The following is a 24,515-nucleotide window of genomic DNA, read 5'->3' on the forward strand; positions in this document are numbered from 1 at the left end:
CCGACACCCCTCTCCGAGGCTACCGGGCGCGATTTACACAAACCCGGGCGGTCGAATGTTTTCGATTTTTTATAGCCGCTACTGCGGCCTCTATTTTCATCTAGGAAGCGGCTTCACTCTCAAACAGGCTGCTATCTTCGACTTCTGGAGTGATGCGTTCGAGCGCTTGCTCTTGTTCCGCCTCTTCAACCTCATCAATTTCATCAGCTTGAGTGGCCTCGCTCTCCACTGCGTGCGGGGCTTCGCTGTCGATCAGCTGGTGCAATACCGACTCGCTGACAAAGTGGGCGATGGTCGGGCGCACGCGCAGCCAGACTTCCGCACTGGTCTCCACTTCTTCACTGCTGAACTGCACCAAACGCAGCTGGCGCAATTTCTTCAGCAGGTTTTTACGCTCGGCGTGCTTATCTGGCAGGGACATTTTCAGCAGGTTGCGCATGCCCAGTTCCAGGGCTTCCATCGATAGCGCGGCGCAACCACTCTCATCCACCTGCCCTTCCCGCAGCGCTTTATCGTATTCCACTCGTAAGGCGAGAATCGCGGCCACTTCCTGCTGACTGAGGCGGGCGCGGAAGCCGCCGTGGTGCGGCTCTTCCTGATCCGGCAAACCCGGCACTTCGGCGCCGGGCGGATACACGCGGATAAACTGGAAACGGCTGTCGTGCTGCAAACGCAACCCCAGCGGGGCCAACCACTCTCGCACCAGCTGCTCGCAGCGCTGGAAGCGATCGTAAAGCGTGGTCTCAATTACGCTTTCATCCCGGCAGATAACGCCGTAATCCAACAGGCGCACCAGCAGCTCGGAAAATTCGCTGCGGTTCAGGCGACACTGCGCCAGGGCCTCTTCCAAAGCCTGTTCAATCACTGTTTTTCAGCTCCAGGATATATTCGTCAAATTCGGTGAAATAGTCATTGCTGGCGATTTCACCGGTAAATTTCACCTGCAGGTCGGCGGCGCCGCTCTGGTTCACCGCCGCTGCTTCGATCACATGGCTCATAGCGAGCAGATCACGCGCATCGCGCAATGGCAGGTTGCGGCTGTTGATCTGGCGGCCGGTGCCGAGGGCATCACTCAGATAATCGCGCAGGTTACTGTTGTTGAAATTAAACGCCTGGTCGAGCAATTGTTGCAGCTCGATCTCGCGGCGGTTCTCTTCACCGATGGGAGTTTCATCTTCGACCCGGGTATTTACCGGTTGGCGGCGATTGCGCTGCCACAGCTGGGTTTGTTTGGGGTCAAACAGGCGCAGCTGGAAGCCGCCTAACTGTTCGCCCAGCTGCTCGAGAATTTGTGTTTTTTGCTGGCTTTCACCGAGTCGCTGGCACAGGTCGGCAAATTCACCTTCGGCCTGGCTGTGCAGGTAGCTGAGCTGGCGAATAATAATATCCGCGCGCTTGGTAAAACCCTGTAACGCGCGGCGCAACGCGGGCAACTTCACCTCGCAGGCGCGGCGCATACGGTCCTCGATGGTATCGAGCATCAGCCACAACAGGGATTGGCCGGGCTGCATTAACTCCGGCAGCAGCTGGCGCAGGCGCTTCTCCCACTCCGCTTTCTGCACATCCTCCTTGCAGCGAATGCAGTCAATCACCCGATTGATGGAATCGCGATGTTTTTCCACGCTATCCGCAGACAAACGGATAGCCAGGTCCGGCTGGAAGCGGCTCTCCATAAAGGAGAAAAACTCATCGGTGGCCTGCTGCACCAGCAATTGGGCCTCTACTTCCCGCACCATTTCCCGCTTGCGCTCTTCCAGCTCGGCGATCATATCGGTGAAATCCGCCACGATACGCTCGGAGTATTCCCAGGCATCGATCAAGTCGTGGATTTCACCTCGGCTGGCAAAAGCTTCCAGGGCATTTAAGGTGTTGCGGGTATTGCGGTGGCGGGTGCGCACGCGAGTGCCGTTCACTTCAACCAGCGGCTGAGTAAAAAGGCGGCCCCGGCGGCTAAACGGATAGGTGGCGGTGAGCGTGGCGCTGTCCACCTGCTTCTCCAACCAACCGAACTCCACCAGGCTGTTCAGTACCCAGACGGCCTGATCGCGCAGGTTGCGGAAGCGGCCCTCGGGGTCCTGTACGCCATCTTCACTATCGAGTTGGGGCGCGCGGGTCAGGGCCTCGGCAAAAATTTCCAGGATCTGCTCGCGCAGCAAAGACTCACCGTAGTCAGCCTTGGCGGTGTACAGACGCTCATACAAAAGACGCAAGCACTCAACCACCTGCTCGCGGTACTTACCGGTCAGCGGGCGGAAGAAGTGCTGGTAGGAATCGACGAAGAACAACGACTATAGGCCCGCTTATTCCTCTTCCGGCTTTTGGTTGAAGACACAGTACTTGGTGTAGTCGCCCGCATCATTCATGGTCCACTGTCCCTTAGGCACACTGTCCATTTTTTTACACCAAGCATCGGAGCCACGCTTGGGTTCACAAGCTGTCAGGGTTACCACTGCAACAATAGAGATGATCAAGACAAATACTTTTTTCATAGTTTGCTTCTACAAATGAAATTCGGATGTTACCCCAACCCCAATTACCTATTTGAAATGAGGGCGGGAAAGAGCTTGAGTGTTCCTATTGATTAAGAGGCACCTTACTCTCGGCGCCACTTGGTACCTTCTCGACTATCCTCTAGTACTACACCCTTAGATTTTAACTCCTCCCGAATCTCATCGGCACGGGCAAAGTCTCGATTTTTCTTGCTCTGTACACGCTCTTCAATCAGCGCTTCAATTTCCTCAGCAGAAACAGACTCCTCTCCACCACGGGCCTGCTTGAACCAGGCTTCCGGGTCCTGCTGCAAAATACCGAGCATTTCACCGGCAGCCAGCAGTAAACTTTTTAAGCGCGCTTTGTCAGCATCTTCAGCCTTGTTCAGGTCACGAGCGATCTGATGCAGTTCACTGATGGCGATGGGCGTATTCAGATCATCTTCCAGCGCTTTGATAAAGGCGCTGCCACCCAAATCTGCAGCTCCAGCCTCAACGGCTTCGGTTTCACGCAGGGCACCGTAGAGGGTGTCCAAGGTTCGCCAAGCTTGATCGAGTAAGTCAGCACTGAAGTTCAGTTCAGAGCGATAATGAGCGGACAGCAACGCAAAACGCAGAACTTCACCGGGGTACAACTCAAGCAAATCTTTAACCATACGGAAGTTGCCCAAAGACTTGGACATTTTCTCGCCGTCGATATTGACGTAGCCGTTGTGCATCCAGTAGCGCACAAAGTCGACACCATTGGCGCAGCAGCTTTGGGCGCGCTCGTTTTCATGGTGAGGGAAAGTCAGGTCGCGACCACCGCCATGGATATCGATGGTATCACCCAGATGCTTCTTGATCATGGCCGAGCACTCCAGGTGCCAACCCGGACGACCACGCCCCCAGGGGCTGTCCCAACCGGGCTCTTCATCTGAGGAAGGCTTCCACAGTACGAAGTCACCGGCGTATTTTTTGTAAGGTGCCACTTCCACACGCGCACCGGCGAGCATATCGTCAAGGGAGCGCTTGGAAAGCTGGCCGTATTCCTGCATGGACTCCACTGCGAACAGCACATGCCCCTCTGCAGCGTAGGCATGGCCTTTCTCCAGCAGGCTTTCGATCATCGCGATCATTTCCGGCAAGTGCTGGGTGGCGTAGGGGACAATATCCGGCTCCAGGTTATTGAGCGCGGCCATATCCTCGTAGTAAGCCTGGGCATAGCGCGCCGACAGCACGCCGATTTCCTCGCCATTATCCCGCGCGGTTTTCATGATTTTGTCGTCAATATCGGTGATATTGCGCGCGTAAATCACATCGCTGAAGTTTCTTTTCAGCACCCGGTACAGGGTGTCGAACACCACCACAGGGCGGGCATTGCCAATATGCACACGGTTGTACACGGTGGGGCCACACACATACATGCGCACCTGATCTTCCACCAATGGTACGAAGGGTTCTTTCTTCCCGGAAAACGTGTTGTAGACCTGTAGAGACATCTTTTCTCTCGAATTCTTTTTGCTGCCTGGGGCGGGCCGCTCACTGACCCACCCAACGAAACTGCCGTTTAGACAGTTACTGGTTTTGCTACTACTTGCTTTGTTCTTTCGCCCAGCTGTCGCGCAGGCCAATGGTGCGGTTAAATACCGGTGCTTCCGCACTGCCATATTTGCTGTCGCGACAGAAATAGCCGTTGCGCTCGAACTGGTAGCCCTGCTCCGGCTCCGCCTTGGCCAGGCCGATCTCTGCCTTACAGCCTTTTAGGATTTGCAGGTTGTCCGGGTTTACGCAGTCGAGGAAATTCTTACCGCCGGCATCCGGCGATGCATCATTGAACAGGCGATCGTAGAGACGCACTTCGCAATCGACATTGTTATCGGCAGATACCCAGTGAATAACGCCCTTTGGCTTAACACCGTCGGCCGGGTCTTTACCCAAGGTATCGAGATCAACTGAGCAGATCACCTCAACAATTTCACCGGCATCATTCTTCACGACTTCTTCGGCAAAGATCACATAGGCGTTACGCAAACGTACCTTTTTGCCCAACACCAGGCGCTTGTACTTCTTGTTGGCCTCTTCGCGGAAGTCGTCTTTCTCGATATAGAGGGTGCGCCCAAACGGAAGCTCACGAGCCGGCAGGTCATCGCGTACCGGGTGGCCGGGTGCTGACAGCATCTCTTCCTGGCCTTCCGGGTAATTTTTCAGGGTGACCTTCAAAGGCTCCATCACACACATGGCGCGCGGTGCATTTTTATCCAGATCGTCGCGAATGCTGTATTCCAACATGCTCACATCTACGACGGAATCAGAGCGGGTTACGCCGATCATCTCGCAGAAATTACGGATTGAAGCTGGCGTAAAGCCGCGACGGCGCATACCGGAAAGTGTCGGCATACGGGGATCATCCCAGCCGTCTACATGCCCTTCGTCTACCAGCTGCTTGAGTTTGCGCTTGGATACCACCGTGTAGTTGAGGTGCAGGCGTGCAAATTCATACTGGCGCGGGCGTGAAGGCACCGGCAGATTCTCGATCAACCAGTCGTATAGCGGCTTGTGATCTTCAAACTCCAGGGTACAGATAGAGTGACTGATGCCCTCAATCGCATCACATTGGCCGTGGGCAAAATCGTAGCTGGGATAAATGCACCACTTGTCACCGGTCTGGTGGTGGGCCATTTTCTTTATACGATAAATGATCGGGTCGCGCAGATTAATATTGGGCGCTGCCATATCGATCTTGGCGCGCAGGCTGCACTGGCCCTCTTCCATTTCACCATTGCGCATCTTTTCAAACAGCGCCAAATTATCTTCCACAGAGCGATCGCGGTAGGGACTATTTTTACCCGGCTCCTTGAGCGTGCCACGGTAGTGGCGAGCCTCTTCAGCAGACAAGTCACAGACATAGGCCTTGCCTTCTTTAATCAGGTGCAGGGCCCATTCATATAATTGGTCAAAATTATCCGAAGAGTATTTAGCTTTACCGTTCCATTCGAAGCCCAGCCAGGAAACATCGCGCTTGATTGCGTCGACAAACTCTTCCTCTTCCTTGGCAGGGTTAGTGTCGTCAAAGCGTAGATTACAGGTACCGCCAAACTCCTGTGCCAGACCAAAATTCAAACAAATAGATTTGGCGTGGCCAATGTGCAGATAGCCGTTCGGCTCAGGTGGAAAGCGGGTTGCCACTTGAGTCACCCGACCCTCGGCCAGGTCTTCGCGGATAAGGTTCTGTAAAAAGTGAGCGGGCTTGCTCTCGGATGTCATAGGTTTCTCGTTACAGCTGTGCGAATGTAAACGGCCGATTATAGCCTAGTTGGGCCACAGAATATCGAATTTGAAAAGGCTGCTACCAATCAATTGGTTGGCGGCGTTCACTTTTTAGGCAATCGGCACCGATCTGCTATCGCAGCATTTTACAGCTACGGACTACAAGGTATCATGCCGCCCCAAATCAACCCTTATAGGACACTTTATGATCACCCTGCACACTACCCACGGAGATATCTCTATCGAACTGGATTTCGACAAGGCCCCAAAGACTGCTGCCAACTTCCTGCAGTACTGTCGTGATGACTTTTATACTGGGACCATTTTCCACCGGGTGATCGACAACTTCATGATCCAGGGCGGCGGTATGACCCCCGAAATGGAGCAGAAGGAAACCCGCGAGTCCATCGAGAACGAAGCCGACAACGGCCTGAAAAATGATACTGGCACCCTGGCCATGGCACGCACTATGGATCCACATTCCGCCAGCTCACAGTTCTTTATTAATGTTAAAGACAATGATTTCCTGAATTTCCGCAGCAAAGATGCACAGGGCTGGGGCTACTGCGTTTTCGGCAAGGTGACCGATGGTATGGACGTTGTAAACAAGATCAAGAGCGTGAAAACCGGCAGCAAAGGCTTCCATCAGGATGTACCCATGGAAACCATTGAGATCACTGGTGTCAGCATTTCTGACGACTACGCCGGCAAGTAATTTCTCGGGTCCATTCAGACTCTAAGGCGGGGACATTGTCTACTTATTTAATTTCTGATTTGCACCTCGACGAGGGACGCCCAGATATTACCAGGGCTTTCTTTGATTTCCTGCGCGGTCCAGCCGCCGGTGCCGAAGCACTGTATATTCTCGGCGACTTCTTCGAGGCCTGGATTGGCGATGACGACGATGCCCCGCTGATTGATGAGGTTGTCCGGGAACTCAGCCACTACACTGATACCGGTGTAGAATTGTACTTGATGCACGGCAACCGCGATTTCCTGCTAGGTACTGATTTCGCCCAGCGTGTTGGTGCAGTGCTTTTACAAGACCCTACCGCTCTCTCCCTTGCCGGCCACCAGGCTCTACTGATGCATGGCGATAGCCTGTGCACTTTAGACGAGGAATATATGGCGTTTCGCCGCCAGGCCCGCGACAGTAACTGGCAGCAGGCGCTGCTGGCCAAGCCTCTTGAAGAGCGTCGTGCTATTGCCGCACAGATCCGCGCCGCCTCCAAGGCGATGAACAGCCGCAAAGCGGAAGACATCATGGACGTAACTCCTGAGGAGGTGGAAAGGGTAATGCGCGAGCACAATGTGGACACCCTGATCCACGGCCATACTCACAGGCCCGGGCGCCACAGCCTTGACGTTGACGGAACTCCGGCAGAGCGCATCGTACTTGGGGACTGGGACCGCAATGGCTGGTGCTTGAAAGCGGGCAAGGACTCGCTGGAGTTGATCCACTGGCCTATAGGCTGATCAGCACTGCTTGAGGCTATGCTCTTCCCGCACGGCCTCAACCAGCTCCCGCAGGCTCTCCCACAAACGCTTCTCTCCCCCGAAGCGAAATCCCTTGCATCTTAAATAGGCACAATCCAACACTGCCGGCTCCATCCCCTGTGCTGCTGATGGCAGTGGCCCACGCGCGCCCGAAATCGACTGGATAATTTCCGCCACTTCGCGATTGCTTATTATTCGGTCGCTGCAGTTTATCGCATGGCCGCGAGCATCTTTCGCCTCCAGTAATAATTCCACTGCCCTGGCTACGTCTGTGCCGTGCACCTCGGTGGCATTCCTTCCCTGGGAATAGCGCTTCTCTCTGATAATTGCACAAGCAATGTCATACCACTTACTGCGCACTAACGGATTTACCACACCGTAAACACCAGTCAGGCGCAAGGACACCGCGTGCCAATCTCTTTGCCCGGCCCAAGCAGATACCATAGCTTCTACAGCAGACTTATATGCCCCATAGAAAGTTTCCGGCTGGGTTGCACCATCCTCGCATAGGTCGCCACGTAACTGTCCTGTGGCATAGACTGCACGACTGGAAAGAAATATGAATTTTTTTACCCCGGCATCGTAGGCCATCTGCATCAATACCAGAGTACGATTCAAATTCGACTCCAGGAAGCCGGTAAGGTTGCCCCCCTCCCCACCACGATATCGCCCCGGCAAATGCTCGAAAGCCCCATGGACCACCGCATCGAGCCCTTCGACAAACCCGGAAAGTACCTGATCGCTCGACATAGTACCGCAGGTCCATTCAAGCCTGCTGTCACCGCCGAAAATCTCAGATTTCCATAAGGAGCGTGACAATCCTCTCACCTGGCACTCTCTCCGCAGGAAATGCCTGACAATAAATTGCCCCACATATCCACTGGCGCCGGTGATACCAATTCTCACGAGATTCCTCCATTAGGCTGAAGCTGTTGCGCACGACTCAATTGATCCAATTGACCGCTGATATCCCGTCCCTCATAAACCGCCCACCACAAATCAATCAGTGGTTTGAGCTGCTTAGCTTTAGGGTGTGCTTGTTGCCAAGGCTTCTCGTACTGGTAGTGAATCACATGGATACTGCTCCACTGCCATAGTTGTGGCAGATTCAGGTACAAATACTGCAGGGCATTGTAGATGTAAGGCAGTCCATGCCATCTGGAAAAGAAAGTCTCAAGAAAGGTTTGATCTGTGCGCCGCCAAAAAACACCGGGGCGATCCAGCTCTGCCAACATTCTCTGATAGGTTGCCTCACTCGGTACGGCAGTGAATGAACCTGAGTTCATTCGGTGGAAGCCATCCAACCCCTCATAGAGGTTGGGGGCCGCGCAAAACTCCGGGAATGTCATCAGGTGGTCGATATTACGCAACAACAAAATATCTGCATCGAGAAAAAAAACTTTTTCGTATTCAGTCAACCCCCACAGTGCCAGCTTGCAGAAATTATTCAAGGGATTATGAAACTCGGGCTTTTTCCCTTTATTAAAAGGAGCGCGCCTATGTAAGGCCTCACGTCCATGCTGAAGGGTAAATTCATCAGAAAGTGAAGGAGGGCGCACCTCCCTTACAATACAGCCCGCCTGCTCAAGAGGACGACTGTCACAACTGCCAGCAACCACCATGCATACCAGGGGATGAACACTGCCAACCCGATCCAGGGAGCGCTTCAAGGCAGTGGCGCCGATTACATAATCTGGACTGTTTACAAGGGTAACAAAGGCACATCGTGACATAACAACAACTGTCAAAACTTGAGGCAGTACGACTATTACGAGTACAGCTTGGGCACAAGCCAATTAAAGTGGGGGCATCCTATCCCCATCTCCACAGATCACACGGGCATGCCAACGATCCACGAAGCTTTCCATTTGCTCTTGGGTGAAGCAATTAACATTGTAGATAAAACTGGAGCGCAACCGTCCGCCATAGGCAGCCATAGACAGGTATATGCCATAAGGTGTCAGGCGTGTCGGTAGAGGTATTGTGTGTATTTTTAAGTCATCGCTGAGATCTACCCAGTCTGAATTCTCACCGGTATAAACACCGGTAAAACCCTCCTGATGCTCTTCTGCCTGCAGAAAGGTAATCAGATAGGCACGGGAAGCATTCAGGCTATGACCCAAAGAACCATGGGGACCAATAGAGTCGGCGGCATATACTGTACGAACCGCACGCTTTATTTCCAGGGAAAGCCGACTCAGTTTTTCATTCCAGGATTCATCTCTACGCACTCTCAAGCATGCATAGCGACACATTGGACCGAATACCTCTCTGTGTTCTCTTTTGAGGCGCAGGGATAAGTTCGTACTCATCCAGAAATCAAAATGCAGGAATTCACAGAGTGTCTGCTGGTAAGCGGCACATAAATAAGTAAAAAGGCTGACATTTGCCGAATTCGCCTGCTCCTTAATTCGGACTAAGTCCTCCCCTTCAATCATGTCACACACATCATCACAACTAAGCGAGACAATCTCTTGATGAGATGCCCGCTCAACAGCTTCTTGTTCCTCGCTAAGCATATTTAGCCAGTAGTAGCGCGCCTTCTGCCCCCGTTCGGAATCCAGATAGGCCTCCTCAAAATTGATGTAGTCGGCAAAATCCGTATCTTCCACTCTGGGATTAAACCCTTTTCCAGTAGCAAGGCTTAAGTAATTTTTCAGAGACTCTGCCCAAAGAAGCGACAAGCTAATTCCATCCGTAATGATATGGTGGCTTTTGGTCAGGAAAATATACTCGTCTTCACCTGTACGGAACAGACTAAGCCCCAGTAACTGGTCTGCATTGAGATCCATCGGAGAGCTGCTGAATTGACGTAAAAAACTGGTTATATGTGTTTCGCTCATATGGCGAATGTCTAAATAATCCAGTTCTATGTTTTTAAAGCTGCGAGTGGGGGATGAATCATATCGACAGCGAAAGATAGGGTAGGAATTAGCAACTCCTGGAATTGCCTTCTCGAACAGCTCAATATCGACGTCCCCTTTCACATACATCGCACGTGTAATCAGGTCCGCTAATGATTTGCGATGGTTCAAATCGTAGATGCGCTGCTCAGTTATCGAAAGCGGCACACTGAATGAGGAACTCCAGCCAGCCACGGTACTCTCCTGGCCTGTTCTTGTTTCGGAGCAACCAGCTGGCCCTTGGGCCGCAATCCGGACGCCCAGTACATTGATGACCGCTCACAAACATCTACACCAGAGCGATACAAAGCGATGGATCTGTCGTATAAGGCACCGTTGTCAATTGTCACTATGCGAGATTTTCCAATTGACTGCATACTGATACTTCCAGCGAAAGTATGAGTTAAGGATATACAAATCCCGCAAACTTACCGCTTGTATACCCCCGCCAGAAAATCGCACTGGCGGAAAAACAACCCCCCAGACGCATCAAGATCTACTTGATTTACAATGCTGGCCCATTGCATGATTCTTGTAGACCTCAAGGTAGGAGTTCGATCCAAGTGATCAACAACCTAAACAAACGTGTATTGATACTTGGCGGCTACGGCAATTTTGGCGAGCGTATTGCGCAAATGCTGAAATCCGAACCCAATATCCAACTGATTATTGCCGGGCGCAACAAGGGATTGGCAGACCGCTGTGCAGAGCAACTTGGCGGTCTTGCCGAGGGATTGCGCCTTGAGCGGGATTCCATCAACCTGGCTGCACAACTGAGGGCATTGCACTTGGATCTGCTGATCCACTGCGCCGGACCATTCCAAAAGGAAGTTGATTATCGGGTTGGCAAAGCCTGCATCGAATCCCACACACCTTATATCGACATCTCCGATGGGCGCCGTTTTGTATGTGACTTTCATCGGCTCTCGCCCGCTGCAGAAGCCGCAGGCATTGCCATGGTTTCCGGTGCCAGCAGCCTACCCGGGCTGAGTTCTGCGGCACTGATGGAAATCGGTCAGGAATTGCCGGTGATCCACTCTCTAGAGATTGCCATTGCACCGGCACATCGAATTGACCGGGGTCTGGCTACGGTATACGCGGGTTTTGAATCCCTGGGGCACAGTTTTCCGCAGCTTCAGGAAGGTCACTGGCGTGAATCCTTTGCCGGGAAGAACCTGCGCCCGATAACCCTGGCGCACCCGGTGGGAAAGCGTTGGCTGTGTGATTTCGATGTGCCCGACTTGGAGCTTTGCCCCAAGCATCTTCCCAGGCTGCGCAGTGCACGTTTTGCAACAGGGCTCCAGCCGCTTACTTTGCAGGTGGGCCTTTCCGCCTGCGCCAGGTTGGCTCGTATTCATCTGCCGGCCACCAGCGCACGCCTGGCTCAATTGGGTCACAAGCTGGCACCCCGTTGGCCCGGCGGCACGCCCCATGGTGGAATGATTGTTCGTGTAAAAGGTGAAAACCAACATGGAGAAACTGCTACGCGACAATGGCAGGTTCTCGGTCTAAATGGTGACGGCCCCTGGATTCCGGCTGCACCGGCAGCAGCATTGGCACGGAAATTCCTCGCAGGCAATGGGCCCTCGCCCGGCGCCCAGGCCTGCTGGCAACTTCTCACCCTTGATGAAATCCTGGTGGAACTGAATGATTATTCCATAGTCACTGCAATGGAAACACATTCCCGGGAACGAATGCCTGCAATTGCCCATTAAAAATATCCCCTCTGGAACTGAGGAACTGCCACTAGACATCGTACTAGGTACATTGACTCCAGAGGCAGCCCTTATAAATTTCTTGAGTACATTAACTACCCATGCAGCAAAAGATAGCGCCATCGCTCAAATAAACTCTCAATTTTCTCGCGGTTAAAGCAATTTACATTGTAAACGAAGTTGGCGCGCAGCATTTCCCCGTAACAGGCAAGAGAAAGATAAATTCCATAGGGCGTAATTCGTGCAGGCAAATTAATAGTACGAATTTTTATGTTTTCATTTAGGCGGACCCACTTAGAAACATCACCAGTATAGATTTCCTGAAAATCTTCTTGATCCCTTGCTACGTTGAAAAAATTGATTAAGTAACAAAAATGAGCCGAGAGGTTATTGCCCACACTACCATGAGGACCAATAGAGTCGGCAACATAAGCCGTCCGTATTGCATGATGGATTTCTCTGGATAGCCGAGCTAACTTCACCTCCCAGGTTTCCTCCCTCCGAACCAGTAGGTTGCCCAACCGAAACATTGGCCCGAGCACTCTCCTATGCTCACGCTTTATCCGCAGGGACAGACTTGTATTAAGCCAGAAATGGTTATCTAGCTTTTCAATCAGGACCTGTTGAAAACTAGAGCACAAATATGCGAAAAGACTAACTCCTGCAGCATCTGCCCGAGCACGAATTTGGGTAAGAAGATGAGCCTTTATATCGCTGCTCAGCACGTCGCAACAAAGAGAAACCATTTTTCCGCTGGACGCCTTCTCTATTGCATCGTATTCATTTGCTAGCTTGTCCCGCCAGCTATGTAGAGCTCTTTCACCGCGCCTGGAGAGAACGTATCTATTTTCAAATCTGATATAGTCAGCAAAATTGACGGAGTCGGGTGATGGCTGGTAGCTTTTCCCCTCCTCGAGCTGCCGATACTCAGTCAGTATTTCTGACCAAAGTAATGACAAACTAATACCATCAGCAATAATATGGTGGCATTTTGCCAAAAAAATATATTCGTTCTCTCCTGTACGCAGCAGACTAAGGTTTAATAATTGGTCGGTATCCAATGTCATTGGGGCATTACTGTATTGCCGCAAGAAGCTCTCTCTTTGAGAAATATTCAATTCGCGGATATCAATAGAATCCACTTCAAAATTTTCAAAAAAACGCGTCACAGGCTCTTTGGTATACCTACAAAGAAAAACTGGGTGCCGATTCACGGTTCGCCGAATAGCGTCCTTAAACAACCCGGTATTGATGGGCCCCTCTATGCACATAGCTCGTGCAATTATATCTGCCAAAGCCCTACGGCGATGAAGGTTGTAAATGCTCCTCTCGGTAATCGACAGAGGCACATTTTGATAACTTTCCCAATCCGGCATCTTTTGCTCCATTAAAGGACTCCACGGCACCTCATTTTTGTCTATTTAATCAGAAATATACTGCCAAAATTGGCCACAGCCAGGCTTAGATGTACCCCCTGAAAAAGTACAAGTTGTCCGATCGCTATTCACTAAAAAATTACCGCCAGTGGAAGCTAGCTTTTTATGGATCACGCAGGACACCTATTGTGATAAATCCGCCAAATTGTTTTCACTCTTAAGCCCATCATTAACTTTATACTGGCAACCGCTCTCTTAACTGCCTGTTTAACGTTTGATAGCTCGGGATAGCGGCAAAATACCCCAAGATGATCTAGGTTCAGTATCAGAACTCCCTGTAAAGATACCGAGCCGCACTCCCTATGATCATCATTAGTACTTGGCGTGCTTATGCCAGTAGAAACGGAATTAAGCGCGCAATTATTCCGCTGACGGGCCTGGTGCTCACACCTATTTTTCTGGTGCTCACCTTTTCCAGAAGCGCTTGGTGGTTAATCCCGCTGGCAGCGAGCCTGTTCCTGGTATTTCTGGGTCTTTACGACATATTCCAACGCCAGTGGACCCTTACCCGCAATTTTCCAGTGGCCGCCCGTATTCGCTGGATGTTCATGAACCTCCGTCCCTACTTTCGCGCCTACATAGTGGAGGGCGATGAGGAAGGCAGGCCGTTTAGCTATGAGGCCAGGCGATTAGTAAACGCCCGCGCCGAGGGAACATCTGATATGCACCCCTTCGGCACAGAGCAAGATGTCTATTCCGGCGAGCAGATGTGGCTGACGCACTCTATTACACCAGCAAAAAAAGCGGATATGAGTGTCCGAGTAAAAGTGGGTACTGAGCAGTGCTCTAAGCCCTATTCCGCATCCCTACTCAACATTTCTGCCATGAGCTTCGGAGCCTTATCCGCCGCAGCGATTGAAGCTCTGAACAAAGGCGCTGCAATCGGTGGCTTCTATCACGACACAGGTGAAGGCGGCATAAGTCCTTACCACAGAAAACATGGCGGTGACCTGGTATGGGAGCTGGGTTCCGGCTATTTTGGCGCGCGCAAGGATGATGGCAGTTTCGACCCCGACCTGTTTCGCGAGGCTTGCAATGACCAGGTCAAGATGACCGAAATCAAATTAAGCCAGGGCGCCAAACCCGGCCATGGCGGAGTCCTACCCGGTGCAAAAGTCACCCAGGAAATCGCTACCACCCGCAAGGTAAAGCCAGGGGTCGACTGTGTTTCACCACGCGCACACTCAATGTTTTCCACCCCCATTGAAATGCTGGAATTTGCAGAGCAGATGCGCACCCTCTCTGGTGGCAAGCCAGTGGGCATCAAACTTTGTGTCGGACATATCTATGAAGTCATGGCCATTATGAAAGCCATGCATGAAACAGGAATATTGCTGGACTTTATCGTGGTGGATGGCTCCGAAGGCGGGACCGGAGCAGCCCCACTGGAACTCTCCAACCGAGTGGGCATGCCCCTAATTGAAGGGCTGATCGTAATGCGCAATGCTCTGGTGGGCGCCGGGCTACGCGACAAAATACGTTTGGCTGCCAGCGGCAAAGTCTATTCCGCCTCAGGGTTGGCTGAGTGCCTGGCAGTTGGCGCCGACTGGTGCAATGCAGCACGTCCTTTCATGTTTTCCATCGGTTGTATCCAGTCTCTACGCTGTAACACAGATACCTGCCCGACCGGTGTCACCACCCAGGATCCCAAGCGACAACGCGGACTGGTGGTAGATGTGCAGAGCAAGCGCGCAGCAGCATTCCAAGCAAAAACCCTGGAAGCTCTCGGGGATATTGTTGCTGCCGCCGGGCTGACAGATCCTCGAGACCTGCAACCCTATCACCTATATCACAATATCAATGCGGTCGAGACCCTGCCCATTCATCACATCTGGCACTTTATCGAGGAAAACTCCCTGATTGATGCACCTGAGGAAACCCCTTACGGGCGCTGGTGGCTAGCCGCCCAAGCGAATTCTTTCCAACCTGCATTTAAGTTGGAGCACGGTCTGGACAGAGGCATCCGGCGTATTTCGGAATAAGCAACTCTATTACCACACCCTTTTTTGTGGAGATTAAAATGAAAACCGTTTCGGAGGTTGTCGTCGACACCCTGGTAAAAGCCGGGGCCAAGCGCTGCTATGGAATCGTCGGCGATACCATCAATCATTTCACTTCAGCCGTACGCACCTCAGATCTCGAATGGATACATGTACGCCACGAGGAGGTCGGTGCCTTCGCCGCCGGAGGTGAGTCTTACCTGAGTGGTGAACTAAGCATTTGTGCAGGCACCGCAGGCCCCGGCAGCCTGCACTTTATTAACGGTATTTTTGAAAGCCACAGAAATGGCGCGCCTGTACTGCTGGTCGCCTCCTGTATCGACCGTGCCGAACAGGGGCTTGGCTTCCCACAAGATGTGGACCAGAGAAAAATCTACGAGCAGTGTTCAGTTTTTTGTGAGGTACTGGCAGACCCAAACCAGGCCCGTCGTATTTTCAGCCAGGCAGCACAGGCCGCCCTCAATCACCGTGGCGTGGCAGTTGTGGTAGTCAGTGGCGATATGTTTAAAACCAAAGTGAAAGATTCGGTCCCCTGGTCTGTCCACCGTCCCCAATGGCTGACACGCCCCACCGATCAAGAGCTGAATGCCCTGGCAGAGAAAATTAACCAAGCTGGTAATATTGTTATTTATGGTGGCATTGGATGCCGCAACGCCCATGATGCAGTGGTAAATCTCGGTCAACACCTGGCCGCTCCGATAGTACACACCACAAAATCCAAGGAATTCCTGGAATACGATAACCCTTGTAATGTGGGTATGAATGGCATCCTTGGTAATCCCGCAGGCTATCGCGCAATTCAAACCTGTGATTTATTACTTTGCCTCGGGAACGATTTTGCCTACACCCAGTTTTACCCAGAGAAAGCCACCATTATCCAAGTGGATATCGAGCCAGCTCATCTCGGCCGACGCACTCCGGTTGATATGGGGCTGGTTGGCGACGTAAATACAACCATTGAAGCTCTGTTGCCAAAATTAAAAGCGCGTAAGCAAAGTAAATTCCTTTATGACCTACGTGCGCGCTACCAAAAAGACCTTGAGCAAATGCAAGAGCGCGGTCATGAACCTGACCCCAAACTGATCCACCCCCAGTTTGTAGCGCAGACACTCGATAAGCTGGCTGACGAGGACACCGTATTTACCGCAGATGGTGGCTCTCCCATGGTATGGCTGCTGCGCCAGCTGCGCGCCAACGGAAAGCGGTCATTCCTAACCAGCCTATCCCACGGCACCATGGCCAATGCATACCCACAGGGACTGGGCATGGCTAAAGCCTATCCCGGGCGCCAGGTAATCGCCATGTGTGGTGACGGCGGTATGACCATGTTGATGGGAGACCTGCTAACCCTGGTCCAGGAAAAGATACCGCTCAAGCTTCTGGTATTTAATAACCACTCGCTGGGCTTTGTAGAAATGGAGCAGCGAATCGAAGGGATACTGGACAGTTTCACCGGTCTGAAAAATCCCGACTTCGGTCGTATGGCAGAAGTGATCGGCCTTACAGGAGAAAAAGTCGAAGAGGCGGGAGAACTTGAGGGCGCTATGAAGCGCTGGCTGGCAGTAGAGGGCCCTGCGCTGCTCGACGTAACCGTAAACCGGCTGGAATTGGTGATGCCGCCAGAAGTCACTGCCCAGCAGGTATCCTCAACTGCCCTGTTTGGGCTTAAGGCCATTCTCAATGGACGCGCCGATGAAGTGGTCGACTTGTTAAAAGATAACTTCCTGAAGTAGGCCGGCGTTATCACACAACTCTATCTGTGGGAGAAAATTATATTTTTCACCCTCCGCCGTTTTGGGTAGGCGCCTAAGGGACAGGAAGTGATGCACAAACTTGGAGAAAAGGTCCCCAACTCTCTGCTGGCACTTCTCGCCAGTGGAGAAATCGCCAGCAACAGCGCTCCTGGGCGCGCAGCGGCACGTCTTGAGGAGGAGCTGGCTCTTCGTCGCATTGACTTAATCACCACTGTCTCCAGTGACGATGCCAGCGCCATGCTGCGAGCCAATCCCGCAATCCAGTGTCTGCTATTGAACTGGGAACTTCCTGGTGACGGCGACTACCCCGCCCTGCACGTGTTGGAGCAGTTGCGTGCGCGCAATCTGCAATTGCCTGTCTTTTTACTCGCCGACCGCGAGACAGTTGGCAATATGCCGCGCCGCGCACTGGAACTGGCCAACGATTTCATCTGGATGCTGGAGGACACTCCCACCTTTATCAGCGGGCGTATCCAAGGGGCCATAGAGCGCTATCGCCAGGCGGTATTGCCGCCCATGTTTTCTGCCCTCACTCATTTTGCCCGCGTGCATGAATATTCCTGGCATACACCGGGGCATACCGGCGGCACCGCTTTTTTAAAATCCCCCGCCGGCCGCGCTTTTTACGATTTCTTCGGCGAAAATATGCTGCGCTCCGACCTGTCTATCTCGGTAACCGAGTTAGGATCACTGCTTGATCACACAGGGCCTATCGCTGCAGGGGAACACTACGCAGCGCAGGTTTTTGGTGCAGACCGCACCTACTATGTCACCAACGGTTCCTCCACTTCCAACCGGGTGATAGTGATGGCTTCCGTTACCCGCGGGCAATTGGCGCTGTGCGATCGCAATTGCCACAAATCGGTAGAACATGCGATCACCATGTCTGGCGCCGTACCGGCCTACCTGGTGCCACTGCGCAATCATTACGGCCTGATTGGTCCAATACCGCCTGAGCAACTGACCAAGGGAGCGGTAGACCAGGCCATCCAAGAGAACCCACTCTCCAAAATGGCGGATGGCCAGCGGGCAGTGCATGCGGTGATTACCAATTCCACTTATGACGGCCTCTGCTATAACGTGCGTAGGGTGGAAGAACTGCTGGGGGAATCGGTAGACCGCCTGCATTTTGATGAGGCCTGGTACGCATATGCGCGATTCAATCCTATATACCGGAATCGATTCGCCATGTACGACAGCGACGACCCAGAGCCCAACCTGAAACCCACCAAATTCGCCACCCAGTCCACGCACAAATTACTTGCCGCGCTTTCCCAGGCTTCCATGATACATATTCGCGATGGGCGCAGTCCCATCGAGCACGGACGCTTTAACGAGGCATTTATGCTGCACGCCTCTACATCTCCGCTCTATTCCATCATGGCCTCCAACGACGTCAGTGCCGCCATGATGGATGGTCCTGGCGGCACCGCCTTAACTGGTGAATCCATTGCCGAAGCCGTGGCCTTTCGCCAGGTACTGGCGCGTCTAAAAAGGGAGTATGAGGACAAAGGCGAGTGGTTTTTTGATGGCTGGCAACCGGATCGGGTAACCGATCCCAGTAGCGGACACAATTATGCATTTCACGCAGCTCCCGCTGAATTGCTGTGTAAGGAAGCAGCTTGCTGGCTGCTAGATCCTGGTGAGTCCTGGCACGGGTTCGGCAACCTGGAAAAAAACTATTGCATGCTAGACCCCATTAAAGTCTCTATCACCACCCCCGGCATGCAGCGCAATGGAGAGCTGGATAAATGGGGCATACCAGCCAGTATCATTAGTAAATATCTTGATAATCTTGGAATAATCGTCGAGAAAACTACAGACTTCACCATTCTGTTTTTGTTTTCCATTGGCATCACCAAAGGCAAGTGGGGCACTTTAGTTAACGCCCTACTCGCATTCAAGCGGGATTACGACGCCAATCACCCCATCAGCCAATGCTTGCCAAATCTACTAGAAAAGCATCCAACCTATGGCGATATTGGCCTGCGCGACCTGGCCGACAAAATGTTCGCCGGCATGAAAAAGCTGCGTAGCACCGCAACAATGTCAGCAGGTTTTTCCGCCCTACCCGGTGCAGACTGCAGCCCCGTTCAGGCTTACGAGGCTTTAGTACGTGGGGATGTGGAGATGCTGCCACTGAACCAGCTGGCTGGGCGCACTGCGGCAACCGGTGTAACTCCCTACCCTCCCGGCATTCCGCTACTGATGCCGGGTGAGAACTTTGGCACAGCAGATAGCCCCGCTCTGAAATATTTGCAGGTACTGGAGTCCTTCGATCGCGAATTTCCCGGTTTTAGCCATGACAATCACGGCGTGGAAGTTCGCAATGGGCGCTATCATATCTATGCCCTGAGGCCGGAGGTGCAGCCATAGCCCAGCTCCCCAGCGAAGTAAGTAAGATCAGCCTGCTACCAGCCACACTCATGGTGGCAGGCAATATGATGGGCTCCGGGGTTTTTATGCTACCTGCCAATTTGGCAGTAGTGGGCAGCATATCCCTGATAGGCTGGCTGGTAACTGTTGTCGGCGCTGTAGCCCTGGCATTGGTTTTTGCACGCCTCGCCGCGTTAGATCCAGCCGCTGGCGGCCCGTATGCATATGCACGCAAAGCCTTCGGTGACTATATCGGTTACCAGACCAACCTGGTTTACTGGTTGGCCAACGTAATTGGCAATGTCGCCCTGATTACTGCTGGGTTAGGTTACATCACGCACTTCTTTCCCCCACTCAAAGATCCTCTTACGTTCGCCCTGGCCCAAGTAGCACTAATCTGGCTACTTACCTATGCCAATATCCTGGGGCCACGCACTGTAGGACGCATCCAATCCCTGACCACTAGCCTGGTACTAATCCCTATCCTGGGCACGGCCATATTTGGCTGGTTCTGGTTCGATAGCCAGACTTTTAGCTCAAGCTGGAACGTATCCGGCAAAAGTGATATCAGCGCAGTAATGACTACCCTCACCTTTACCCTATGGGCCTTTATCGGTGTTGAAACAGCTTCTGTATCTGCTGCTGTTGTTAAAAATCCTACTCGAAATGTACCTATCGCAACCGTAGGTGGCGTTCTGATTGCATCAGTGGCTTATGTGCTGAGTTCATCGGTCATTATGGGAATGGTCCCCAATAAAGAACTGCTGGCTTCCTCAGCCCCATTTGCCGACGCTGCCCGTCTGGCACTCGGTAACACCGCCGCGAATATAGTTGCGATATGTGCAGCCATCGGCTGTATCGGTTCTCTAGGCGGTTGGATTCTACTTGTGGGGCAGTCAGCTAAAGCCGCATCCGACGATGGGTTGTTTGCCAGTATTTTTGCCAGAACCAACAATAAGGGGGTGCCCTCCGCGGGCCTTACTCTTGTCGCAATACTGATGTCACTACTGGTACTCGCTACTATCTCCCCCAGCGCCAGCCAGCAGTTTGGCAAGATCGCTTCGGTAGCGGTAATAATGACGCTATTGCCCTATATCTATTCTGCAGTGGCACTCAAGATACTCGCATACGGCAAAATGCCACATCATGAATACAGTATTTTCACCGTTATCTTGCTTATAGCTGCAGTTTATTGCCTGATCGCACTGGTTGGATCAAACGCACAACAAACACGCTGGTCTTTAATTTTTGTCATCACCACCGTCATTTTTTATGCACTGATATTAAATCGTCGCCGCAGCGTGGAAGAAAAGCATTTGCTGCCTGGCGGTCCCGAACCCGCCTGGGTACATTACTTCACTTTGACTGTCACCATCGGTGCACTATGTATTTTCTTCTGGATATCGGTCGGGCAATATAAAAATTTGGATCTGCGCCTGCGGGCACCACAATCCATCGAGCGACTGATTCATTCAGACCATAAAACAAGCGAAAGTACTTAAGTCAGTAAAAAACCCGTTGAATTATGTCTGCTGTCTTATCAGCTAACCCAGGTGAAATAGACTCCCTGTTACCGGCAATGTTAAGAACTTTCGGCCTCACAGAATTTATAAAATCGCGGATTTCAACAATACAATTTCGCCATGGATTCACCAAAATACAGGGCTTACCCAATTTCTGGCAGTAATATAGAGTAAGGGCAGTTCCATCACTACTAGGCATTGTCGCAAGGATCAGAGTTGCATCAGAGTTTTTAACATTCTCCTCGGTGCGCTCCTCATAGTTTGCCGAATGACTTTCTACCAACCCATAAGATTTCAACATCTCTGGCCTGGCACCTTCCTCAGTCAAATAACCCAGTGGTGCGCAGCCTCCAGTAGGAATCCCTACACGTTTGGCGCCTATCAACCCACCAACATCTGCTCCGGTTTGCCCCCCACTGATAATTTTTTTTGGCCAAAACATAAATTTATCCTCCTCTCATATTCAGGAGCCAACAAATAACCACCGACATTTATAGCCATCTAATCGGTTACAAGTAAGGCGCAGCTTCGTATGAAATCCACATCCCCCAAAAGGAGTAAGAGATCACTCTCTTAGGGCTAATTCATACGCTAATTATTACTCTACCGTTACCCGCTGCCATCGCTACTCGACATAGCTACTCATTGGAGAGACCGTCATTGAGTTTTCAAATTCAATGGCTTCTAGTAAACTCACATTCTTCGTATTTACAGAAACTATATATGTAGGAGTAGATGGACCAGGCGTGTAACGATATAGAATAGTACCTTTCGGGAGAGATCCGACAGCTTCAGGTGCTTCTTGCAGCTTCAGTGACTCTGTGAGCATCATGGGATCATTTAGAAGCTCATGCCCACTCCATAACACACCTAAAACAAAACCAATCGCAACAAACACTACTACAAACAGTAGACGAAATATCACTCTGCCTCCCTATAAGCATAACCCTGCCACCAGGGTGCGACTTGATTTTCATACAACTTGCAGGAAACTAAATACGCGACGAATGCTAAAAGCATAGGAAAAAATAGTTCAATCACATGATTGTGCTTGGCATCAGGCGGGCGACGGTGACACCCAATCTAGCCCGATCATGTACGTCGCTCAAAATATACCCAGAGATAGAAAAAAACCTACCATTTTACCAATGGGAAAATTAAGCAGGCAAAAAACAGATTTCTACCTGGCTATATTTGTATACACGCAGTTTTTAAGGATAGATCGGGCCCCACTCAGGGTTATTAACAATCACAACCTTTATTGGCGGTTTCCGCATAGGTGAAATATAGCAGTATTAGATCGTCCTACAGGCGATAAAAAAGCCTGTGATATTGCTTATGTAAGAGACTTAATTTCATCGCCTAGAATCCATAATAGAAAAGGTGAACCTCTAAATAACCCCGCCAAGCAGATCTGAAAAACCACAAAGATATTGTGAAACTATTCAGAAGTTACTAATTTCAGATCTACCTCCCCATTGAAATCTTTATCGGCACCCCCTATGTTACGCGAGCATTACGCTAGGCAAACTCATGAACTACTATCTGATACTAAAAACTCTGCATATCCTCTGTGCGATTATCATCCTGGGTACTGGTACCGGCATTGCCTGGTATACCTTTCGCGGCTGGCTATCCGGAGACTCACAGGTCCTCCGCTGGGTAAGCCGGGAAACTGTAGCCGCCGACTGGATTTTTACCGGTAGTGCTGTACTGGGATTATTGGGCAGCGCTATTGGTATGCTGACAATCCATCCAGTCTGGATGCAGCAAGCTTGGTTGCAAGTTGCTGCGGGGCTCACTGCAGTTATGTTCCTGCTGTGGTTACCAGTGGTGTACTTGCAGTATCAGTTACGCGCTCATACAGACAGTGGGTCATGCAAGAGGAAAACCGGTAAAATTATGCGCATCTGGTGTTTGCTTGGGGCTACCGCATTTCCAATAACGGTAGCTATTGTCTACCTAATGGTGGCCAAGCCCGCGTTGTAATCTACTGCGCCCAAATCATAATCAAGTGACACCCAATCACCAGCCAGGTCACCCTGCTGCGGGTGCGAAAATACTGTTCGCGCCCGGGTAGATTTGGATTCAGCCGCGCCTCCATCCAGGCAACAAAAGCAAAGCCGATAGCCAGAACAGGAAGCCCCCAAGAAGTTTGGTATAGCAACATCCCTACCCACCCAAATAGGGCTACCAGGTTGCTGAGTAACACCAGGGCAATTCGGTGAGGATGGCCAGGGCGATTCAGTGCTCCTCCCCACCAAATACCGCAGAGGAAGCTGAGAATAACCACGCTATATGCGGAAAAAAACAGGCGCCCATCAATACCCAGCAGTGAAATTTCCAGCAACTGCAGCAATATGCCTATGACAAAGGGAGCAAGCCCCAAATATGCCAGGGCATCAAACAGGCGGGTATCCACTACAGGTTGTTGATAGCCATGACTATCCATGTTGTCTAAGCTTCCTGTTCAGTCCGGCAAGAAATCTCCAATTAGAACAACTAGTTTAGTGGCACGAGATCAAGCTTATGGAAGAAGAACACAAAGTCGACGTCAAACAGGCACTGCGGGTCTTCGATCGGGCCACCAAAGAAGGGCAAAAGGAGGCCGATGGCTGGCATTTCCAAGGGCTGACGATGAGCACCGACTTTGACGGTTATACGGTTTTTATCAATTCACCCAAGGTAAAACTAACCGTCTTTTTCCATAACAAATATTCGGTAGACTATGAAAACAGCAGAGATCTTGGGGAGTTTCTTAAATTAATCGCCAGCCTCGATAATAACTGAGAGTCAGTGCTCCGGCACTCCGCTGTGAAAGCGGAATTCACCATCGCTACTTTGGACCAAATCCCTCTCCACTTCCAACAGGGCCTGCACCCGGTGCTCGATATCTTCACCCGCGGCCTTCTTGGCAAGGTGCAGATAGTCACGGAAATGGCGGGCCTCAGACTTCAACAGAGACAGATAAAACTTCTGTAGCTCTTCATCCAGGAAAGGGGCAATCTTGGCAAAGCGCTCGCAGGAGCGCGCCTCAATAATCGCACCACAAATCAAAGTATCGACCAAACGATTCGGCTCAGTAGTGCGCACTTCCGCGCGCAGACTCGCCGCATAGCGGGAAGCGCTTACATGGGGATAGGCAATGCCACGCTTTTCCATGATGGCCAGCACCTGCTCGAAATGGCGCAACTCTTCGCGAGCCAAGCGCGACATTTTGTTCAGCAACTCAAAGTCATTCAGGTAGCGGAACATCAAGTTGAGCGCAGTGCCCGCCGCTTTCTTTTCACAGTTCGCATGGTCAACCAACATCATTTCAGGCTCGGCCAGCGCCGCTTCAATCCAGGCATCCGGGGTTGAGCACAGCAGGAATTCATGGATAGGGGAAAGGTCGGGGACTTGGGCACTCATAAGATAGATATTTCAACTGGAGTAAATCACTTGGCGCGGGATTATAGCGGCCTGCTCAAAGAAACGCAGGCTTATCCGCTAAGTCACCTTTGACTCCCCCTACTATTGACCACAACCGACACCGACAGAAGGTACAAATTGGTACCCAGCTCAGGATATTTA

At 51.6% G+C, this 24,515-nt stretch carries 22 protein-coding genes; 9 read left to right on the plus strand and 13 right to left on the minus strand.

The window, feature by feature from the left end; translation table 11 throughout:
• Positions 1 to 100: 100 nt before the first annotated feature.
• From ACJJI7_RS20680 to ACJJI7_RS20700, 5 genes are all read right to left on the minus strand, one after another.
• Positions 101 to 865 (minus strand): DUF4194 domain-containing protein, encoded by a 765-nt coding sequence (locus ACJJI7_RS20680; protein ID WP_444901308.1) that lies wholly within the window; start codon positions 863 to 865, stop codon positions 101 to 103.
• A complete protein-coding gene (locus ACJJI7_RS20685) occupies positions 858 to 2,285 on the minus strand; it encodes a Wadjet anti-phage system protein JetA family protein (protein WP_444901307.1) in 1,428 nt (475 codons plus the stop codon). Before ACJJI7_RS20685 ends, ACJJI7_RS20680 begins: the two co-directional genes overlap by 8 nt.
• A gap of 15 nt (positions 2,286 to 2,300) precedes the next feature.
• Complete coding sequence (locus tag ACJJI7_RS20690; RefSeq protein ID WP_020413170.1) at positions 2,301 to 2,489, minus strand: DUF3012 domain-containing protein; 189 nt, start codon at positions 2,487 to 2,489, stop codon at positions 2,301 to 2,303.
• A gap of 104 nt (positions 2,490 to 2,593) precedes the next feature.
• Complete coding sequence (gene cysS / locus ACJJI7_RS20695; RefSeq protein WP_026305071.1) at positions 2,594 to 3,970, minus strand: cysteine--tRNA ligase; 1,377 nt, start codon at positions 3,968 to 3,970, stop codon at positions 2,594 to 2,596.
• A gap of 91 nt (positions 3,971 to 4,061) precedes the next feature.
• The gene (locus tag ACJJI7_RS20700; protein ID WP_282953142.1) at positions 4,062 to 5,735 is read right to left on the minus strand and encodes a glutamine--tRNA ligase/YqeY domain fusion protein; all 1,674 of its coding nucleotides are present in this window, start codon (positions 5,733 to 5,735) and stop codon (positions 4,062 to 4,064) included.
• Between the two features lie 208 nt (positions 5,736 to 5,943).
• On the opposite strand from ACJJI7_RS20700, the gene ACJJI7_RS20705 reads away from it, so the two are divergent.
• Both ACJJI7_RS20705 and ACJJI7_RS20710 read left to right on the plus strand, forming a co-directional pair.
• Positions 5,944 to 6,453 (plus strand): peptidylprolyl isomerase, encoded by a 510-nt coding sequence (locus tag ACJJI7_RS20705; RefSeq protein WP_282953141.1) that lies wholly within the window; start codon positions 5,944 to 5,946, stop codon positions 6,451 to 6,453.
• A 35-nt stretch (positions 6,454 to 6,488) separates the two neighbouring features.
• Positions 6,489 to 7,214 carry a UDP-2,3-diacylglucosamine diphosphatase gene (locus ACJJI7_RS20710; protein WP_282953140.1) on the plus strand — a complete coding sequence of 242 codons (726 nt, stop codon included), beginning with the start codon at positions 6,489 to 6,491 and terminating at the stop codon, positions 7,212 to 7,214.
• Here the strand turns inward: ACJJI7_RS20710 and ACJJI7_RS20715 are convergent, their stop codons facing one another.
• The 3 genes from ACJJI7_RS20715 to ACJJI7_RS20725 all read right to left on the minus strand — a co-directional run bounded on the left by ACJJI7_RS20715 (position 7,215) and on the right by ACJJI7_RS20725 (position 10,333).
• On the minus strand, positions 7,215 to 8,141 hold the full coding sequence (locus tag ACJJI7_RS20715; RefSeq protein ID WP_444901306.1) for an NAD-dependent epimerase/dehydratase family protein: 927 nt from the start codon (positions 8,139 to 8,141) through the stop codon (positions 7,215 to 7,217).
• Positions 8,138 to 8,968 (minus strand): glycosyltransferase, encoded by an 831-nt coding sequence (locus ACJJI7_RS20720; RefSeq protein ID WP_444901305.1) that lies wholly within the window; start codon positions 8,966 to 8,968, stop codon positions 8,138 to 8,140. The genes ACJJI7_RS20715 and ACJJI7_RS20720 overlap by 4 nt, the downstream gene beginning before the upstream one ends.
• Before the next feature lie 63 nt (positions 8,969 to 9,031).
• The gene (locus ACJJI7_RS20725) at positions 9,032 to 10,333 is read right to left on the minus strand and encodes a condensation domain-containing protein (RefSeq protein WP_444901304.1); all 1,302 of its coding nucleotides are present in this window, start codon (positions 10,331 to 10,333) and stop codon (positions 9,032 to 9,034) included.
• A gap of 368 nt (positions 10,334 to 10,701) precedes the next feature.
• On the opposite strand from ACJJI7_RS20725, the gene ACJJI7_RS20730 reads away from it, so the two are divergent.
• Complete coding sequence (locus tag ACJJI7_RS20730) at positions 10,702 to 11,853, plus strand: saccharopine dehydrogenase family protein (protein WP_282953134.1); 1,152 nt, start codon at positions 10,702 to 10,704, stop codon at positions 11,851 to 11,853.
• Positions 11,854 to 11,948: 95 nt separating this feature from the next.
• On the opposite strand, the gene ACJJI7_RS20735 is transcribed toward ACJJI7_RS20730, so the two are convergent.
• Entirely contained in the window at positions 11,949 to 13,241 is a 1,293-nt protein-coding gene (locus ACJJI7_RS20735) for a condensation domain-containing protein (RefSeq protein ID WP_444901303.1), read from the minus strand.
• Positions 13,242 to 13,591: 350 nt separating this feature from the next.
• Between ACJJI7_RS20735 and ACJJI7_RS20740 the strand changes: the two genes are divergently transcribed.
• The 4 genes from ACJJI7_RS20740 to adiC all read left to right on the plus strand — a co-directional run bounded on the left by ACJJI7_RS20740 (position 13,592) and on the right by adiC (position 20,921).
• Complete coding sequence (locus ACJJI7_RS20740) at positions 13,592 to 15,271, plus strand: FMN-binding glutamate synthase family protein (protein WP_020413180.1); 1,680 nt, start codon at positions 13,592 to 13,594, stop codon at positions 15,269 to 15,271.
• A gap of 38 nt (positions 15,272 to 15,309) precedes the next feature.
• Complete coding sequence (locus tag ACJJI7_RS20745; RefSeq protein WP_444901302.1) at positions 15,310 to 17,022, plus strand: thiamine pyrophosphate-dependent enzyme; 1,713 nt, start codon at positions 15,310 to 15,312, stop codon at positions 17,020 to 17,022.
• 90 nt (positions 17,023 to 17,112) lie between these two features.
• Complete coding sequence (locus ACJJI7_RS20750; RefSeq protein ID WP_444901301.1) at positions 17,113 to 19,419, plus strand: Orn/Lys/Arg family decarboxylase; 2,307 nt, start codon at positions 17,113 to 17,115, stop codon at positions 19,417 to 19,419.
• Positions 19,420 to 19,487: 68 nt separating this feature from the next.
• A complete protein-coding gene (adiC, locus tag ACJJI7_RS20755) occupies positions 19,488 to 20,921 on the plus strand; it encodes an arginine/agmatine antiporter (protein WP_475717149.1) in 1,434 nt (477 codons plus the stop codon).
• 1 nt (position 20,922) lies between these two features.
• On the opposite strand, the gene ACJJI7_RS20760 is transcribed toward adiC, so the two are convergent.
• Complete coding sequence (locus ACJJI7_RS20760; protein ID WP_353376735.1) at positions 20,923 to 21,384, minus strand: YpsA SLOG family protein; 462 nt, start codon at positions 21,382 to 21,384, stop codon at positions 20,923 to 20,925.
• 183 nt (positions 21,385 to 21,567) lie between these two features.
• Entirely contained in the window at positions 21,568 to 21,867 is a 300-nt protein-coding gene (locus tag ACJJI7_RS20765; RefSeq protein ID WP_282953130.1) for a hypothetical protein, read from the minus strand.
• Positions 21,868 to 22,475: 608 nt separating this feature from the next.
• Between ACJJI7_RS20765 and ACJJI7_RS20770 the strand changes: the two genes are divergently transcribed.
• A complete protein-coding gene (locus ACJJI7_RS20770; RefSeq protein WP_282953129.1) occupies positions 22,476 to 22,931 on the plus strand; it encodes a DUF2269 domain-containing protein in 456 nt (151 codons plus the stop codon).
• A 1-nt stretch (position 22,932) separates the two neighbouring features.
• Here ACJJI7_RS20770 and ACJJI7_RS20775 read toward each other — a convergent pair whose 3' ends face one another.
• Entirely contained in the window at positions 22,933 to 23,394 is a 462-nt protein-coding gene (locus ACJJI7_RS20775; RefSeq protein ID WP_282953128.1) for a DUF3429 domain-containing protein, read from the minus strand.
• Positions 23,395 to 23,471: 77 nt separating this feature from the next.
• On the opposite strand from ACJJI7_RS20775, the gene ACJJI7_RS20780 reads away from it, so the two are divergent.
• Positions 23,472 to 23,732 carry a DUF3081 family protein gene (locus tag ACJJI7_RS20780; protein WP_020413187.1) on the plus strand — a complete coding sequence of 87 codons (261 nt, stop codon included), beginning with the start codon at positions 23,472 to 23,474 and terminating at the stop codon, positions 23,730 to 23,732.
• A 3-nt stretch (positions 23,733 to 23,735) separates the two neighbouring features.
• On the opposite strand, the gene ACJJI7_RS20785 is transcribed toward ACJJI7_RS20780, so the two are convergent.
• Positions 23,736 to 24,353 carry a MiaE family protein gene (locus ACJJI7_RS20785; protein ID WP_282953127.1) on the minus strand — a complete coding sequence of 206 codons (618 nt, stop codon included), beginning with the start codon at positions 24,351 to 24,353 and terminating at the stop codon, positions 23,736 to 23,738.
• Between the last annotated feature and the right edge of the window lie 162 nt (positions 24,354 to 24,515).

The sequence above is a fragment of the Microbulbifer variabilis genome (genome assembly GCF_056232115.1).